At 49.0% G+C, this 14314-nt stretch carries 14 protein-coding genes and 3 pseudogenes; 6 read left to right on the forward strand and 11 right to left on the reverse strand.

The genetic code is table 11. The annotated features are described in order from the left end of the window. Nucleotides 1–119: 119 nt before the first annotated feature. Together H6F88_RS10085 and dxr are read left to right on the forward strand one after the other, a co-directional pair. The gene (locus H6F88_RS10085) at nt 120–1364 is read left to right on the forward strand and encodes a hypothetical protein (RefSeq protein ID WP_190642627.1); all 1245 of its coding nucleotides are present in this window, start codon (nt 120–122) and stop codon (nt 1362–1364) included. A gap of 83 nt (nt 1365–1447) precedes the next feature. Further along, a complete protein-coding gene (gene dxr / locus H6F88_RS10090; RefSeq protein ID WP_190642694.1) occupies nt 1448–2641 on the forward strand; it encodes a 1-deoxy-D-xylulose-5-phosphate reductoisomerase in 1194 nt (397 codons plus the stop codon). A gap of 96 nt (nt 2642–2737) precedes the next feature. Here dxr and rimM read toward each other — a convergent pair whose 3' ends face one another. Both rimM and H6F88_RS10100 read right to left on the reverse strand, forming a co-directional pair. After that, complete coding sequence (gene rimM / locus H6F88_RS10095) at nt 2738–3268, reverse strand: ribosome maturation factor RimM (RefSeq protein WP_190642628.1); 531 nt, start codon at nt 3266–3268, stop codon at nt 2738–2740. Then, nucleotides 3268–4572 (reverse strand): valine--pyruvate transaminase, encoded by a 1305-nt coding sequence (locus H6F88_RS10100; RefSeq protein ID WP_190642629.1) that lies wholly within the window; start codon nt 4570–4572, stop codon nt 3268–3270. Before H6F88_RS10100 ends, rimM begins: the two co-directional genes overlap by 1 nt. A gap of 247 nt (nt 4573–4819) precedes the next feature. Between H6F88_RS10100 and H6F88_RS10105 the strand changes: the two genes are divergently transcribed. Next, on the forward strand, nt 4820–5194 hold the full coding sequence (locus H6F88_RS10105) for a hypothetical protein (protein ID WP_190642630.1): 375 nt from the start codon (nt 4820–4822) through the stop codon (nt 5192–5194). Between the two features lie 7 nt (nt 5195–5201). Here the strand turns inward: H6F88_RS10105 and folB are convergent, their stop codons facing one another. The 9 genes and pseudogenes from folB to H6F88_RS10145 all read right to left on the reverse strand — a co-directional run bounded on the left by folB (nt 5202) and on the right by H6F88_RS10145 (nt 11548). Further along, entirely contained in the window at nt 5202–5570 is a 369-nt protein-coding gene (folB, locus tag H6F88_RS10110; protein WP_190642695.1) for a dihydroneopterin aldolase, read from the reverse strand. Nucleotides 5571–5657: 87 nt separating this feature from the next. Then, nucleotides 5658–5816 (reverse strand): annotated as a pseudogene (locus H6F88_RS10115) (type II toxin-antitoxin system VapC family toxin); the annotation flags it as partial. 24 nt (nt 5817–5840) lie between these two features. After that, nucleotides 5841–6566, reverse strand: coding sequence for a transposase (locus H6F88_RS33240; RefSeq protein WP_242050487.1), 726 nt, complete (start codon nt 6564–6566; stop codon nt 5841–5843). Nucleotides 6567–6572: 6 nt separating this feature from the next. Next, on the reverse strand, nt 6573–7025 hold the full coding sequence (locus H6F88_RS33245; RefSeq protein ID WP_242050488.1) for a hypothetical protein: 453 nt from the start codon (nt 7023–7025) through the stop codon (nt 6573–6575). 107 nt (nt 7026–7132) lie between these two features. Beyond that, nucleotides 7133–7363 (reverse strand): annotated as a pseudogene (locus tag H6F88_RS10125) (type II toxin-antitoxin system VapC family toxin); the annotation flags it as partial. Beyond that, nucleotides 7360–8181: a hypothetical protein gene (locus H6F88_RS33250; RefSeq protein WP_242043609.1), complete on the reverse strand. Its 822-nt coding sequence runs from the start codon at nt 8179–8181 to the stop codon at nt 7360–7362. The gene H6F88_RS33250 and the pseudogene H6F88_RS10125, both read right to left, overlap by 4 nt. A 69-nt stretch (nt 8182–8250) precedes the next feature. After that, nucleotides 8251–9555, reverse strand: coding sequence for a glutamate-5-semialdehyde dehydrogenase (locus H6F88_RS10135; protein ID WP_190642632.1), 1305 nt, complete (start codon nt 9553–9555; stop codon nt 8251–8253). 247 nt (nt 9556–9802) lie between these two features. Then, a complete protein-coding gene (locus H6F88_RS10140; RefSeq protein WP_190642633.1) occupies nt 9803–10441 on the reverse strand; it encodes a Uma2 family endonuclease in 639 nt (212 codons plus the stop codon). A gap of 57 nt (nt 10442–10498) precedes the next feature. Next, nucleotides 10499–11548: a catalase family protein gene (locus H6F88_RS10145; protein ID WP_190642634.1), complete on the reverse strand. Its 1050-nt coding sequence runs from the start codon at nt 11546–11548 to the stop codon at nt 10499–10501. Between the two features lie 310 nt (nt 11549–11858). On the opposite strand from H6F88_RS10145, the gene H6F88_RS10150 reads away from it, so the two are divergent. The 3 genes and pseudogenes from H6F88_RS10150 (at nt 11859) to H6F88_RS10160 (ending at nt 14304) form a co-directional block, all read left to right on the forward strand. Further along, entirely contained in the window at nt 11859–12056 is a 198-nt protein-coding gene (locus H6F88_RS10150; protein ID WP_190642635.1) for a DUF751 family protein, read from the forward strand. Between the two features lie 89 nt (nt 12057–12145). Next, nucleotides 12146–12502: pseudogene (gene rbfA, locus H6F88_RS10155) on the forward strand (30S ribosome-binding factor RbfA); the annotation flags it as partial. Between the two features lie 173 nt (nt 12503–12675). Continuing rightward, complete coding sequence (locus H6F88_RS10160; RefSeq protein ID WP_190642637.1) at nt 12676–14304, forward strand: glycoside hydrolase family 3 N-terminal domain-containing protein; 1629 nt, start codon at nt 12676–12678, stop codon at nt 14302–14304. Nucleotides 14305–14314 lie beyond the last annotated feature (10 nt).

Here is a 14314-nt window from a genome sequence, read left to right on the forward strand (position 1 = left end):
TTTTTTTAACCAATCATTACTCAAGCTGAAGGGCAGGCTACAAGGGGCAGAAAGTAGGTTGGTGACCTTCAATTTACTTGAGGCTATAGTTAGGTTTTATACTTCAAAGCTTTGGGTGTATGACACAACCCAACTTGCATCTTGCTAAGCAGGGGAATGAGCAGGCGATCGCCACTTTCATTGAAAAAGCGCTTCGGACTAAAGCGATCGCCACAAAAGTAAGCCTGACGGATGGCTGTCTGCGAATCATGCTAGAGGCGGCTGAGATTCCTGATCAGACGACTTGTCTCAAACAGATCTATCGCGCCTTGCTGCATTTACAGATTCCGCTGGTCAAGTCAGTTCAGGTTTATGCCTGCCAGCAAGACCAGCTTCCGGTGTGGGCTGACCAGTGTTCTGCCAATCGGCTAGGTCTGCTCAAGGGATTAGCAAAACAGGGCGATGAAGAGGCGATCGCCGCTCTGCTCAGCCGTGCTTTAGCTCACCAAACGGTTGAAATCAAAGCTCAGCTACAAAATGCTCATCTATCCATTTATTTAAGTTCTGACCAAACTCCCAATCAAAGAGCCGCAGTAACGCTGATTGAGCGAGAATTAGCCGGATTCAGCACAAATTTGATTGCAGACGTTCAGGTTTTTGGAAAACGGACTAAATCAGATTCTCCAGACTGGACTGAGGAGTTTTCGCGGCAGGTACCCGCAGAGGGAGTAGTCAATCCGCCCGCAACAGAAGCGATCCCCGTTTCAAATCTGCTCAAGTCCAGGGCTGGTCAGCCCCTTTCTGCTCAACAGCCTGCCCAACCCCCGATGGAGTGGACGTTCAAGTTTAACTATCTCAAGCTGGGGTTCGTTTCAGCTCTGGCATTCTATGGGCTGTTTAGCGCTTCAGACTACACGGTTGATGGCTTTCTGATAGCTAACAACGGCATCATGATGTTTATGCATGGGGTCAACCTGATTTTTCATGAAGCGGGGCACGTTCTGTTCAGTCCCTTTGGGTGGTTCATCTACGTTTTAGGGGGATCGCTGATGCAGATTTTGGTACCTGCGGGCATCTGCGGCTATTTTTTCTATACGCAACAGCGCTATGCCAGTGCGATCGCCCTTTGCTGGGCTGGAGAAAATTTCTGGGATGTCTCCATCTACATCAAAGATGCTCAAGATCGAATTTTGCCGCTGCTGGGCGGTGAAATCAGCTATCACGACTGGCACTACCTGCTATTGCACACGAGTTCTTTGGCTAAAGCACAGCCTTTCGGCAACTTTGTTTACACCATTGGCATTTTGATTTACGCCTTTGCGGTTTTTGCTGGGGTTTACTATGCCCAGATTGATCAAAAGGCTGAGACGGCATCTGGGAAATAACCTTGGGATCATCTCTTCTGCTTTGCTTGGTTCCTGCCCCAGAGCGTCCTATAGTGGAGTTGCTGCTAATTCTTAAACAATCCGTGAAACCGATTACTCTGCTTGGCTCCACTGGCTCTATCGGCACCCAAACCCTGGATATTGTGGCTGAATATCCCGATCAGTTTCAGATTGTCGGATTGGCAGCCAGACGTAATGTTGAACTGCTGGCTCAGCAAATTCGTCAGTTTCGTCCCCAAATTGCAGCGATCTGTGACACCACTCAGTTGGGCGCTTTGCAGGAGGCGATCGCTGACCTTGATTACAAACCGATTCTGCTGGCAGGCGAAGCCGGTGTAACTGAAGTCGCTCGCTACGGCAACTCAGAAGCCGTTGTGACCGGAATTGTAGGCTGTGCCGGACTTTTACCAACAATTGCGGCGATCGAAGCCGGAAAAGATATTGCCTTAGCCAACAAAGAAACCCTGATCGCAGGTGGTCCGGTCGTTCTGCCACTGGTTGAGAAACACGGGATCAAGCTGTTGCCTGCCGATTCAGAGCATTCTGCAATCTTTCAATGCCTGCAAGGAGTTCCGGCAGGAGGGTTGCGGCGAATTCTGCTAACTGCCTCTGGCGGTGCGTTTCGAGATTTGCCCCTGGAAAAGTTGGCAACTGTTAAAGTTGCTGATGCGCTAAAGCACCCTAACTGGACAATGGGGCAAAAGATTACCATTGACTCCGCCACCTTGATGAATAAGGGGTTGGAGGTAATTGAGGCGCATTTTCTGTTTGGGCTGGATTATGACCATATTGAGATTGTGATCCATCCGCAAAGTATCATTCACTCGCTGATTGAGCTAGAAGACACGTCTGTGCTGGCGCAGCTTGGTTTGCCTGACATGCGGTTGCCCCTACTGTATGCCCTTTCTTACCCAGAGCGAGTTTCGACTGATTGGGAACGATTGGATTTGGTCAAAGCTGGGAATCTGACATTTCGAGAGCCTGACCATCAGAAATATCCCTGCATGCGGTTGGCGTATGCAGCAGGTCGAGCCGGGGGATCAATGCCTGCCGTTCTCAATGCTGCAAATGAACAGGCTGTTGCGCTGTTTTTAGAGGAAAGAATTCAGTTTCTCGATATTCCTCGGCTAATTGAGCAGGTGTGCGATCGCCATCAATCTGACAATCACGCTTCTCCTTCCCTGGAGGACATCATTGCGGCTGACCAGTGGGCCAGGCAGGCGGTGTTGGAGTTTTGCCAGAAACTGGATAAGGGCGATCGGGCGATCGCGGTTTAGAGAGGGTTTGCGAAAGAGAATAATCCCCGTAGGGCGGAAGCGTTCGGGCAAGGTTTTTCGATTTACTCCAAGGTCTATCTGCCGAACGCTTCGCCCCTACTCAATCAACCCAGCAGGTGGCGTAATCTCAATTCGTCTTTGCTGCAAATCTACGACAGGCACAATTTCTTCAACAAACGGGATCAGCTTTTTAGAGCCAGATTCACTGAGCTCTACTTCTAACAAATCATTGCCTGCTGCAAATACGTCTACAACGGTGCCAACCAAAGCCTGGGTTGCCTGGTCAAAGACCTTTAGACCCAACAGATCGGAGACATGAAATTCACCCTCTTCTAAAGGGGGGCGATCGCTCTCTGGCACCAGCAGGCGGCAATTTTTTAGTGCTTCAGCCTGGGTGCGATCGCTAACTCCCTCAAACCGCAGCACATACAGCCCTTTACCGTTGAGATAGCGTCCTGACAATAGCTCAATTTGCTCTGGCTCTGTTGCCTCTGGTCGTAGCAGCCAGCGCAGCCCAGGTACCTCAAATCGCTCTGGAAAATCTGAGTTTGGGTAAACCCGAACTTCCCCTTTTAATCCTTGTACGCCAACAATTTTACCGACTTCCAACCAGCTTGTATCAGCCATCAACCCACCACCAAATTAGCCACCCGCTTACTTGATTGTAGGCTCGACTGCCGATAGGTTTGCTCTGTCACCTCTGCTAGTCGTTGCATGGCTGTTACCAGTTCTTGATCGGTGGCAGTTAGGCTGATGCGGAAGCATTGCTGCGTATGGCTCCAATCCTCCCGAATGCCTGGGAAGAAGGGGCTACCTGGAACGACTAAAACACCCTTTTGCTTCAGCAGTTCGTAAAATTCCCAATCGGTGATGGGCAAATCTTGGAGCCAGAGCCAACCAAAAATCGAGCCTTCGCCGCGATGCAAAAACCAGGGCACATCAGGCATTACGTCTTGTAGAGTTGACTCCAGGACGGCAAACTTTGCCTGATAGTGAGGACGAATCACTCGTGTTGAGATGTCTGCCAGTTGTCCAGAGCGAATTGCGTGAGCGGCGATCGCCTGCCCATAACGTGAAGAATGTAAGCAAAGATTAGTCTGAAAAGATTCTAGCGCCTGAATCACCTGCTCATCGCCTAGGGCAATCCCTACCCGCTCACCCGGAAGCCCCGCCTTTGACAAACTAGTGCAGTGAACAATGTTGTCTCCAAAGATAGGAGTCATCTCCGTAAAGTTGAGTGACGGGAAAGGTGGCGCATAGGCGGAATCAACTAGTACAGGGACATTATAGGTACTAGCCATTGCCGCAATTCGTCTCACCTCATCGTCTGACAACACATTGCCTGTTGGGTTACACGGACGCGAAAACAGCACGAATCCGGTCTTTTCGTTGATTTCTAGTTGGCTAAAGTCAGGGCGATATTTAAACCAATGCCCCTTTGCATCCATCTCAATGGCTGGCTTGTAAGCTTTTACCGCTTCTGGTGTGAGCGAGATGCCGCCATATCCGGTGTAGTCAGGACTCAGCGGCAAAACCATTTGCTTAAGTTCGCCGTCAGTAGTGTAGCCGCCCAGTGCATTCGCAGCGTAGAAGTAGAGGGCTTGACTACCGGGGGTGATGAGAATGTTGCGATCGCTCAAATTCAGCCCAAACCGCTGATTAAAATCTTGGAGTACTGCCTCAATTAAAGGACGGTAGCCCTGGCTTGCACCATAGCGACAGACCACTTCCCCATATTCCGCACTACTCAAAAGCTTGGCAGTACAATCGCGCCACATCTGCTCAACCTCCGGCAAAATTACCGGATTGCCAGCGCTCAAATTAATAAAATCTTTGCCTGCCCGGGCTGCCTCGACGATATCCTTCATCACTGCGCGAACGCCGCTCAGGTGAGACATCTGATTGCCAAATCGAGTAAGGGCAGGCTTCATAGGAAGTTAGGACTAAAAGCTAAGGGGATGCAAATGGGTGCTGTGCAAAAATGCTGTGCAGATTTACAGGCAAGAATAGTAAGGAAAGTCTAAGCCCCATTCTCAAAAATCGCAACTTTAAAGCGGTGTAGTGCTGCTCATCTAAGCTATACCAATTCTCAGTTTCGAGCGGCGGAACTAGCCTTACACAACCTGTTGAGACGGCAGGCAAGATGAAGAGAAAAGAGTAAACATAGTGGAAAAAAATATGCCAGGACGCTTAAATATCACCATTGTTTGTTTGCATATCAGTGCAGCTCTTTATGTACTGCTAGGAATTGGCTTGGGATTTTTCTTTGCTTTCGTTTCAGTACAATCCATAGCACCTGACCCTTCCCTAACATCCGTTCAGCCTTTGGGAATTTTTCTGGGTGTGTTTACCTTGATTTTTTCTTTATTGCTTGCAGTAGGGGTAGAAGTGGTCGTTTGGGGTTTGAGAAAACTCAAGTACTGGGCTTGGATTGCTGGTATCGTCATTTGTGCCCTGTATATTACAAGCGCTTTTGTAGTTTTGGGTGGATTAGGGCTGTGGGGCTTGCTCGATTCAGAAACTCAGGCTGCTTTCCGTGCCGCCAAACAATAGCGCAGGCTTAGGAAACCGCAGTGTTGCGACTTCGGGTAATTTCTACTGCGATTCTGCCGTCAAAGTCTGGAATTGGTGCAGTTACTTTGGTGACCCGAACTCGAACTTTCTCAACGCCTGATTCTAGAATTAGCGTGGCGATCGCCCCTGCTAGTTTCTCAATCAGGGCAAATCTCTCGGTTTTGATCAACTTTTGAACTTCAAGGACGGCTGAGCGGTAATCGTAAGTGTCTTCAATGCGATCGCTCTCCGCCGCCTTCGTCAAGTCAAACCACACCGTCAGGTCAACTTCAAACCACTGCCCCAATACTTGCTCTTCGGGCAGCAGTCCAATATGCCCAAATGCCCTAATACCAGTTACTTGAATAGAGTCCATCATTAAGCTACGCCGCGATTCATAAAAATGGCAACTTCAAAGGATTACTTGACCCGTTCGGCTCAAAGGCTATGTTGGGCTGCGCTGCTACATGACGCTGACTGAGTAAGCACGAATAGCTGCGTCTACAGTCGCAATCGTCAAACCATTCTGTAATGCCTGACAGATTAACATCCTATCAAACGGATCACGATGTAATGGCGGTAGGTTAGCCAGTTGCGCCACACTGCTTTCGTCGAGAGCAAGACCTGACTGCCTGACAAATCTTTCTTAATTGCTGATGGGACAAAGCTTACAAACCAGGGAGCGAATTCGACAAAACCAAATTTGGTCATCATAGTCGTGCTTTGCTTTGAGAGAAGCAAAACAAGGCTGCGGATCTTTGGGAAGCAATGGAACGCAAGGCAGTAAAGTTCGCCCTTTATGCATGACTCCTTGCAGCCAGCGCAGTCCGATCTTGAGATAGCTAATGCCACGTTGCCAATGGGGGTCTACCTGTTGGCGCAAACCTGCTAGTTGCACTGCCATGCCTTGAGTCGTGGCAAATAAAAGTGCGATTGCAGCGACCAGATAAAGCCGCTCTAGAGCAGCAGCCGAACGAAGCCGAGAAGCTTCCAGTTGGAACGCACCAGACTTGCTGTCTAAAAATAATTCCTCTACCTGGAATCTCAACGCATACTGCCAGAGCGTCTGTAAAGTCGGAAGTTCATCAGTCATTACTGCCCAAGATTCCTTCGCTCCCTGTACAGTTGCCAGCACTAAATTGCAGCGATGCACCCCATCCGACCACAAGCCCACATTCTCATACAATCGGGCTTCACCTTGCGGTGGATAAAGCGTTCCGACCATCATGGGATAGCGTCGTGTGGTGTGGACAAAGACATCACAGGGTAATCGCAAACAGTAGTGCCAACCACTCTGGTGCAACCATTTCATCAACTGGTGATTGGCAAATCCTCGGTCGGCTAACAGCATCACATCGGGGTACTGCCGCAATAGCCATCAAGCACGACGCAGTACAGGTTTATACGTTTCAAAGGCGACGGTTGCACTGCCATGTTCAAGAACTCGCCACAATACGGGGACGGCTCGACCACAACAAACTACCGACAGATGGATCATACAGAAACGGTCCCACAGCACAGTTGTATCTAAAGCTAAATACAATCGTTGTTGCTTCCACCTGCTCAAGGCTGCCAGCACTAACGGGATGTAAATTGCCATGACTGAAATTCGCCCATTCTCCATGAACCGATGCCAGCGCCGCTCGACGCTTTGCGCTTTTGTCGCTCGACTCGGAACATACGGCTCCCATGCTGCCAAGTTTAATTCCTCGCTACACAACAATGCACCCACCATCCATGCCAGTGCTTTCAAGTGACGCAGATCGCAAGCTCGGCTGTGTTGACGCAATTGGTTGATTAGTTGACCATACAAATGGGTAGAGTTTGTCATGATTCTTGGCTGTTGTGTGGTAACTCTAGCCTCTCATGTCTCTCTACCCGTCCCTCCAAATTTCCACGTATTTATTGGCTTTTACCTACTTCTGTCAGGCAGCCAGGAGCAAGACTGGTAATCTGATGAAGATTTCGTTGTTTAGGTAAATACATTCCGGGATGCTCCGGCAGAGGCAGTTTACCCAACTGGTACTTAACAATTGCTTCCCAAACTGAAACTGCACTCAAATAGACTTCGTTGTCCGGTGTACGAATGGTATCCCGAATATCGGTTGACAATCGGGTATCACCGATAATGAACCAGAGGAAAATATGCGTGTCTAACAGAACTTTCATTTACCCTCGAATGCACTTAAAATCTCCTCTGGTAAGGGCGAATCAAAATCATCGGGAACTATAAATTTTCCGGCACACAGTCCAAACGGTCGTAGTTGCTTATTGTTGGATACAGCAGGTCTAGCTTCAGCGTCTAACTTATCAGAGTGGTAGTTAGATGCTACTTCAACTATTACCTTACTGTTCTGTTCAAGTTCTTCGGACGTATTAATATACTCCTCAACTCTCAGTACAATAAGGCTACTATAAGCTCTAAGTTGAGTAACTAAAATCGACAATTCTAAGCCATTCTCAAAGTATTCTTCTACGTCACGGATAGAGATAGAAATTGCATTCTTGGCACCGTTTTGAATTTGTTTGAGGTCTGAGATTGAGAAGAAATTTGTAAAAACATCAACAATTTGAGAGAGCAGCAGGAAACCTGAAACGATTCTCTCAAGATCCGCTTCATATTCACCAGTTCTACCTTCGTTTATACGGGAGAGACTAAGAAATAAACAGGAATATGCTATAGAATGATTGGTTAAATGATTGAGTAATTTGATCAGATTGATTGCCTCAGGGATGTGCTTGTAGTGATTCCACACACCGAACCAAGAGTTAGTTAATTGGTCAAAGGCATCATACTTTTCCTGATATGTTTTGGAGTTACTCTTGGTTTGTTGTAGAAAAAACTCTGTTTCTTCAATAAGATTTTTGATCAGGGTTTGATCTGAACTTACAAGAATATCGTCGAGGTGTTGCTTTAGGTACTGAATATCCTCTAAAACAACTTGACTGAGAGTACTATCAACTCCTTCCATTTGAATATTATTCATAGCAGACACTTCCTAAGCATTAAAAGAGCTGATGAACTATTCCTGCATTGTAGTTGTTGTGCTAAGACACTACAGATCCTGGTGGGTGAAAGGTTTTGCGTTTGCACCAGAATAGGTTGCCACGATATGCCCGTCACCTTTGATTTGATATTTGTAGGTGACAAGTCCTTCTAGCCCAACGGGACCACGCGGCGGCATTTTTTGGGTGCTGATGCCTACTTCTGCCCCAAAGCCGTAGCGAAAGCCATCAGCAAAGCGAGTTGAGCAATTTTGAAATACGCCTGCTGCATCGACTTGGGCAACGAAGGTTGCGGCGGTTGTGTCGTCTTCGGTGACGATCGCCTCTGTATGACGAGAGCCGTAGGTGTTGATATGGGCGATCGCCTCATCCAAAGAATCCACCACTTTAATCGACAAAATCAGATCACTGTACTCAGTTGACCAATCTGCTTCAGTTGCGACTGCCATCTCTACAATTCTGCGGCTAGATTCATCTCCTCGTAACTCTACTTGCTTGGCTTGAAGCGCTTGAGCAACTTCTGGGAGAAAATCTGGAGCGAGCGCCTGATGAACCAAAAGCGTTTCGATCGCGTTGCAGGCAGACGGGTAGCCGACTTTTGCATCAATGGCGACCGCCACTGCCTTTTGAATATCAGCGGCTTTGTCTACATACAAATGACAAATGCCGTCCGCGTGTCCTAGCACTGGAATTCGAGTATTTTCCTGGACAAAGCGCACAAACGAGTTTGAGCCTCTGGGAATGATCAGGTCAACGTATTGGTCAAGCCGTAATAGTTCCAGAGTTTCTTCACGGGTCGTGAGCAACCGAACGACCGCCGGATCAACTCCTGCCTGAGTTAGCCCATTGTGAATCGCTTGGGTGAGTGCAGTGCAAGACCGCACCGCTTCTTTGCCGCCTTTGAGAATTACCCCGTTTCCAGACTTGATTGCCAACGTCGCAATTTGTACCAGCGCATCGGGGCGCGATTCAAAAATTACGCCTAAAACACCTAACGGACAAGCGACTCGCTGCATCACCAGCCCATCATCCAATTCTCGGTGAATCGTGACTTTGCCAACGGGGTCAGGCAATTTGCCTACATCGCGTACTCCAGCGATCGCCCCTTGGAGCTTGTTTGCATCCAGCTTCAGCCTCCCGTATAGCGGTTTTGCCAACCCTTCTGCCAGAGCTGCTTCACAGTCTGCCTGGTTTGCTGCCAAAATTTCTGGAGTAGATGCTTCGAGGGATTGGGCGATTGCCTCAATGGCCCGATTGCGAGCATCAGTTGGCAAAACTGCCAGCTTGCGCGCCGCCTCACGGGTTTGCTGAGCCAGGGCAGTCAAGGAAACGGAAGCTACTTGGGAAGCTGTCATGGTTTAAAGGGCGGGATATTTTAAGCTGCGACTATTTCTATCCTAAACTTTTGCGGATTCGCCGCTGAAGGGATTGAATCTAAAGTTACGTTCAACTGAAGCTCTCCAACAGCCACAGCGAACGAACTCTCCTCCTCAGCAATTTTTGACAATCGTTTGGGAACCCCTCCGTAGAGGTAAGCATTGCTTGCCTCTTTTTTATGGGCACCTCCTGTTTACAGTTACTTCCTACAGCTTAAATACGTCTTTATCCCTCATTCCTCATTCCTTCCCGTGCCCACTCCCTCACCGATCGCCGCAGTGCTAACCTTCCAGCATTTCGATGAGCTTCAATAATTTGAGGGAGCTTCTGGATTTCTAGCATTGGAAAAACCAGGCTGCGTTCTGCCTCTACATACTGATCGGATTGCAGATGATAGATTTTGAGCGCTCCGTTGTCGTAGCACCAAAGTTCTGGAACGCCTAACCGAGCATAGATAGGAAAGCGATCGAGCGATTTGCTGGTGATGTCGATTTCCAACGCCAGGTCGGGTGGTGGGTCTTGGTTCAGGTCAAAGTTGAGCTTGCCGCGAACCAGAGCCTCATTCTGGAAGTAGAAACAGTTATCGGGTTCAAGGCCTGCTTGTTTGATTTCTCGTCGCCAGGTTGTAGAGCCATAGCTTTCGTAATCTAGCTCCAGCGTTTCAGCAATATCTTTTACTGCATCACCAATCGTTTCCTTGAAGTATTCGTGTTCTGGTAGGGGGGTCATAATTTCCAGGGTGCCTCGGTCATAGGCAATTCGGGCAGAGCGGCGATCGCCCAAATCCTTCAGCAAATTCTCAAACTGTTGCCAGCTAATGTTGTGAAGCACGACTCGATCGGCGCGGTTGAGTGTGATTGCCATAGGAACACCTCTCTGAGAATTCTTAGATGGTAGTGCGATCGCCCCTGCTCATCCTGACTAATCTGGAAATTCTGCTGCGGTCGGTTCTTGGCGAGGAACGCCGTTTAAGTCGTGTCGCAGATTCGCCAGAGATTCGTAAACCACCTTGCGAACGCGATTGATTCCACCTAGCGGTTTGTGTTCTGGGATGGAATGCCAAGGGGTATACGAGAGATTCTCGCAAAATTCCATTTGTTCAGGGGAGTCAAAGGTTTGGGGTGGAATTCTTAAAGTTGCGACTTTTCGATAAGGAGATAGGGATTCGTCCCATTCAATCGTTGGATCTTCAATTGGCATCTTCACCGGATCGGTTTGGAGCTGCACTAAGAAGTCAAAGGTTGCTTCCTGGTTTGCCAAGTGTTTCACCATGACTTCGTGCAGGTAGTGCATTGAGCTGCGATCGCCCTCTGGCGCATTCTCTACATTTGTGGGTTTGACTGAAAACCGAGCAGCTTTGGAGCCGAACTGATAAGGCACCATACTCCAATATTGAATCGTCAGCGGATTGGGAATTTTCTTTTTGTTGATCGCTCTGGAGATGCCAAACTCATGCAAACGCCACTTTAGCGGATTGATGCCATTGAAGAAGAAGCGAATAATCTGTTTCTCTCCTTGCTTTCGCAGGTTAAACAGTTCTAGATAATCCTGAGCATTGCGAATTGCAAAAACCGGATGATTCACCAGGGTAAAGTCCTGGGTTTGCTCGTGTTTTTCCGCTTCTAGTACCTTCTCACCTTCTACACCTAGTAGCTTAATGGCAATTCCACGAGTGTCGCCTTTGGCGTCAGGTTGGGGCTGTCTGGCTCCGTTAGACAGGCGCACCCAGGCGGGATAGCGTCGTGGTTCCTTAAAAATGCCAACTCGCAACTCATCAGGTAAATCATCTGCTACGATGAATTCTGCTTTGACACAGCCGTGATGTTTGGCATGAGCATCCCGTTTTGCTGGACGCAAATTTGCTGGATAGTCTTGCTCAAGCAACTTCAAACTGATCAGTTCAATTTCTCGAATCAACTCCGCCTCGTTTGCGGGCGGATATTCCTTGCCTAGTTCGAGTTGGTTTTGCATGGTTTTTAGGGGAATTGGGGGTTAGGGGTGAAAAGCAAAAGCCAGGACTTGTGCAAGCCCTAAAACCAATGTCCTAACAGAGTAAGGGAAGCTATTGGCTCACTTTTTAGGGTGAGCAGTTTGATCAGTTTGCTGTAGTTGCAGTTTTCTGTTGGCTTTAACTGAACCAACTTTGGGGCTGTGAAACTCTTGCAGCGAAACTCGTACAATATTGAGGAGCGTTATTAGAGAGTGTTTGACTTTAACTGACGCTAGCTGGCTTCTTTAATATTTTTAACTCGCTGCAAAGGCGTTATTTTGGCTAAGAATCATGCAAGAGTTTTTGAACAACATTTCCCGCTATCCTCGCTTTCTGATTACGATATCGCTGGGCATCTTGCTGACCCTGGTTAGCCCATTGCTGCCTTTGTTTAAGCGCCCCTCGACGGCGATCGCCACCAGCATTTTCCTCGTAGCAGCACTAACCTTCGTGGGTTTCACTCTACGCGCTATGTTGGGGTTAGGTTAGGGGCTAGGTGCTTTAAAGGTTGGATTTTCCGTGCGCTAGGTACGAAAAATCAACCCGCTCCCCCTGTGTAAACGCTAGAGAAAAGTTTTATGGCTACCAGTCGTCGTGTTGCCCGTGTTTCTGAGTTGATCAAGCGAGAGGTTAGCCAGTTGCTAATGTCTGGCATTAAAGATGATCGTGTTGGAGCGGGCATGGTGAGTGTCACTGATGTGGATGTATCAGGTGATTTGCAGCACGCCAAGATTTTTGTCAGCATCTATGGCACCGATGAAGCCAGAGCTGCGACGATGGCGGGGTTGAAATCTGCAACTGGATTCGTTCGCGGTGAGTTAGGTCACCGAATGCGGCTGCGTCGAACTCCAGAGGTTATCTTCGTTGAAGATCGTTCGCTTGAGCGCGGCACCCAGGTATTATCGCTACTGAATCGACTGAGCCAGGAGCGCAAGGATTCTCCCTTAGACGAGGAACTGGCTGACGATGCTGCGGTTAAAAGTAGCCTCGCTGAGGACGATTTTGATGAGGATGACTTTGACGAAGATGACTTTGACGAGGATGACTTTGATGAGGATGATTTTGACGAAGAAGTGAATGAAGATGGCATGGGAGCTAAGCAGTAAACGTGTCTACCTTGCCCGATTGGGAAACTTTGTCTTTGCCAGAATGGGTGGCTCAGATGGTGGTAGTTCGCGCTTCTGGGCACCTGTTTGACCATCAGATTCGCTATCCTGCATGGGAGCCTCCAACAGCAACTTTGCGTCACTGGCTAGAAGATTTGGCAGTGGGTGGAGTGATTTTGCTGGGGGGTAGCGCGGCGGAGGTGGGATTGCGATCGCACCAGCTTCAAGAGTGGGCTAAAATTCCGCTGCTGATCGCGGCAGACATTGAGGAAGGCGTAGGGCAGCGATTTGCTGGAGCGACCTGGTTTCCGCCACCGTTTGCGCTTGCTGCGATCGCTCAACAGGATCTCGCCAAAGCTGAACAGTATGCTGAGCAAATGGGTGCATTCACGGCTGAAGAGGCACTTGCGATTGGTATCAACTGGGTGCTGGCTCCGGTGGTGGATGTGAACAACAACCCTCAGAATCCAGTAATTAATGTGCGGGCTTTTGGGGAAACGCCAGATGTCGTGAGTCGGCTATCAACTGCGTTTATCCGAGGGGCAGAGCAGCATCCAGTTCTGACTGCTGCCAAACATTTCCCCGGACACGGCGATACAGCGACGGATTCTCACCTGGAGTTGCCTATTCTCACGCACGCTCAAAAGCGGTTGGCTGAGGTAGAGTTGCCACCATTTAAACGGGCGATCGCCGCTGGAGTGGATGCGGTGATGAGCGCTCATCTACAAATTCCGGCATTGGATGAGAAATATCCAGCCACGCTGTCTTATCGAATTTTGACAGAGGAGTTGCGGCAGCGATTGAGCTTTGGCGGACTGATTGTCACGGATGCGCTGATCATGGGAGCGATCGCCAACGGCTATGGAGCAAATGAAGCGCCCGTGTTAGCCGTTGAAGCTGGGGCAGATATTCTCCTGATGCCGATTGATCCAGCCGGTGCAATTCAGGCAATCTGTGAGGCAGTTGAATCAGGGCGAATTGCTCCAGAGCGAATTCAGGCTTCGGTTGAGCGGATCTGGCAAGCAAAGCAAAAGGTGTGCGCTCCAGATTTGCAGGGCAGTACTTCTCACGCTTGGGAACAAGTTTCACCACCGCCAGTTCAGCTTGAGCGGCTAGCCCAGCCAGAGGCGATCGCCTCTGTTGCTCAAATTCTACGAGACTCGATGCAGGTTCACCATCCAGCTAACGCTCGCCTCCGGTCTACTCAAACTGGGGAACTGAGAAATCTGATTTTGGTGGATGATGCTCTAGAGCGCGATTTCCTGGGAAAACACACGCCGGCGATCGCTCTTCCGCAAGCTCGCGGCTATCAAACCGAAATCATTGATTGCCATACACCCGAGCTACTGTTGGATTGGAACACGCCTCCGTGCCCAACCTTGCTGCAACTGTTTATCCGAGGCAATCCATTTCGCGGTAGCGCAGGACAAACGCAGATTGCCCAGGATTGGTTTCAATTCTTAGTTAAAACTGATCAATTGCAAGCCCTGGTAATTTATGGGAGTCCCTATATTCTGGAGCAGTTTATTTCGGTTCTACCCCCCGATATTTCGTATGTCTTTACCTATGGGCAGATGCCGTCGGCCCAGGGGATCGCTCTGCAGCAGTATTTTGATGGTGAAACGCTCTAAGCCTTGAATA

It is taken from the genome of Oculatella sp. FACHB-28 (assembly GCF_014696015.1).
Classification (GTDB): Bacteria; Cyanobacteriota; Cyanobacteriia; order Elainellales; family Elainellaceae; genus JAAUTN01.

Coding starts and splice junctions, on each gene's coding strand:
- H6F88_RS10100 (WP_190642629.1), bottom strand. CDS start 4,572: ATGAAGCCTGCCCTTACTCGATTTGGCAATCAGATGTCTCACCTGAGC.
- H6F88_RS10105 (WP_190642630.1), top strand. CDS start 4,820: ATGCCAGGACGCTTAAATATCACCATTGTTTGTTTGCATATCAGTGCA.
- H6F88_RS10145 (WP_190642634.1), bottom strand. CDS start 11,548: ATGCAAAACCAACTCGAACTAGGCAAGGAATATCCGCCCGCAAACGAG.
- H6F88_RS10135 (WP_190642632.1), bottom strand. CDS start 9,555: ATGACAGCTTCCCAAGTAGCTTCCGTTTCCTTGACTGCCCTGGCTCAG.
- H6F88_RS10085 (WP_190642627.1), top strand. CDS start 120: ATGACACAACCCAACTTGCATCTTGCTAAGCAGGGGAATGAGCAGGCG.
- folB (WP_190642695.1), bottom strand. CDS start 5,570: ATGGACTCTATTCAAGTAACTGGTATTAGGGCATTTGGGCATATTGGA.
- H6F88_RS10150 (WP_190642635.1), top strand. CDS start 11,859: ATGCAAGAGTTTTTGAACAACATTTCCCGCTATCCTCGCTTTCTGATT.
- rimM (WP_190642628.1), bottom strand. CDS start 3,268: ATGGCTGATACAAGCTGGTTGGAAGTCGGTAAAATTGTTGGCGTACAA.
- H6F88_RS10140 (WP_190642633.1), bottom strand. CDS start 10,441: ATGGCAATCACACTCAACCGCGCCGATCGAGTCGTGCTTCACAACATT.
- H6F88_RS33245 (WP_242050488.1), bottom strand. CDS start 7,025: ATGACAAACTCTACCCATTTGTATGGTCAACTAATCAACCAATTGCGT.
- H6F88_RS33250 (WP_242043609.1), bottom strand. CDS start 8,181: ATGAATAATATTCAAATGGAAGGAGTTGATAGTACTCTCAGTCAAGTT.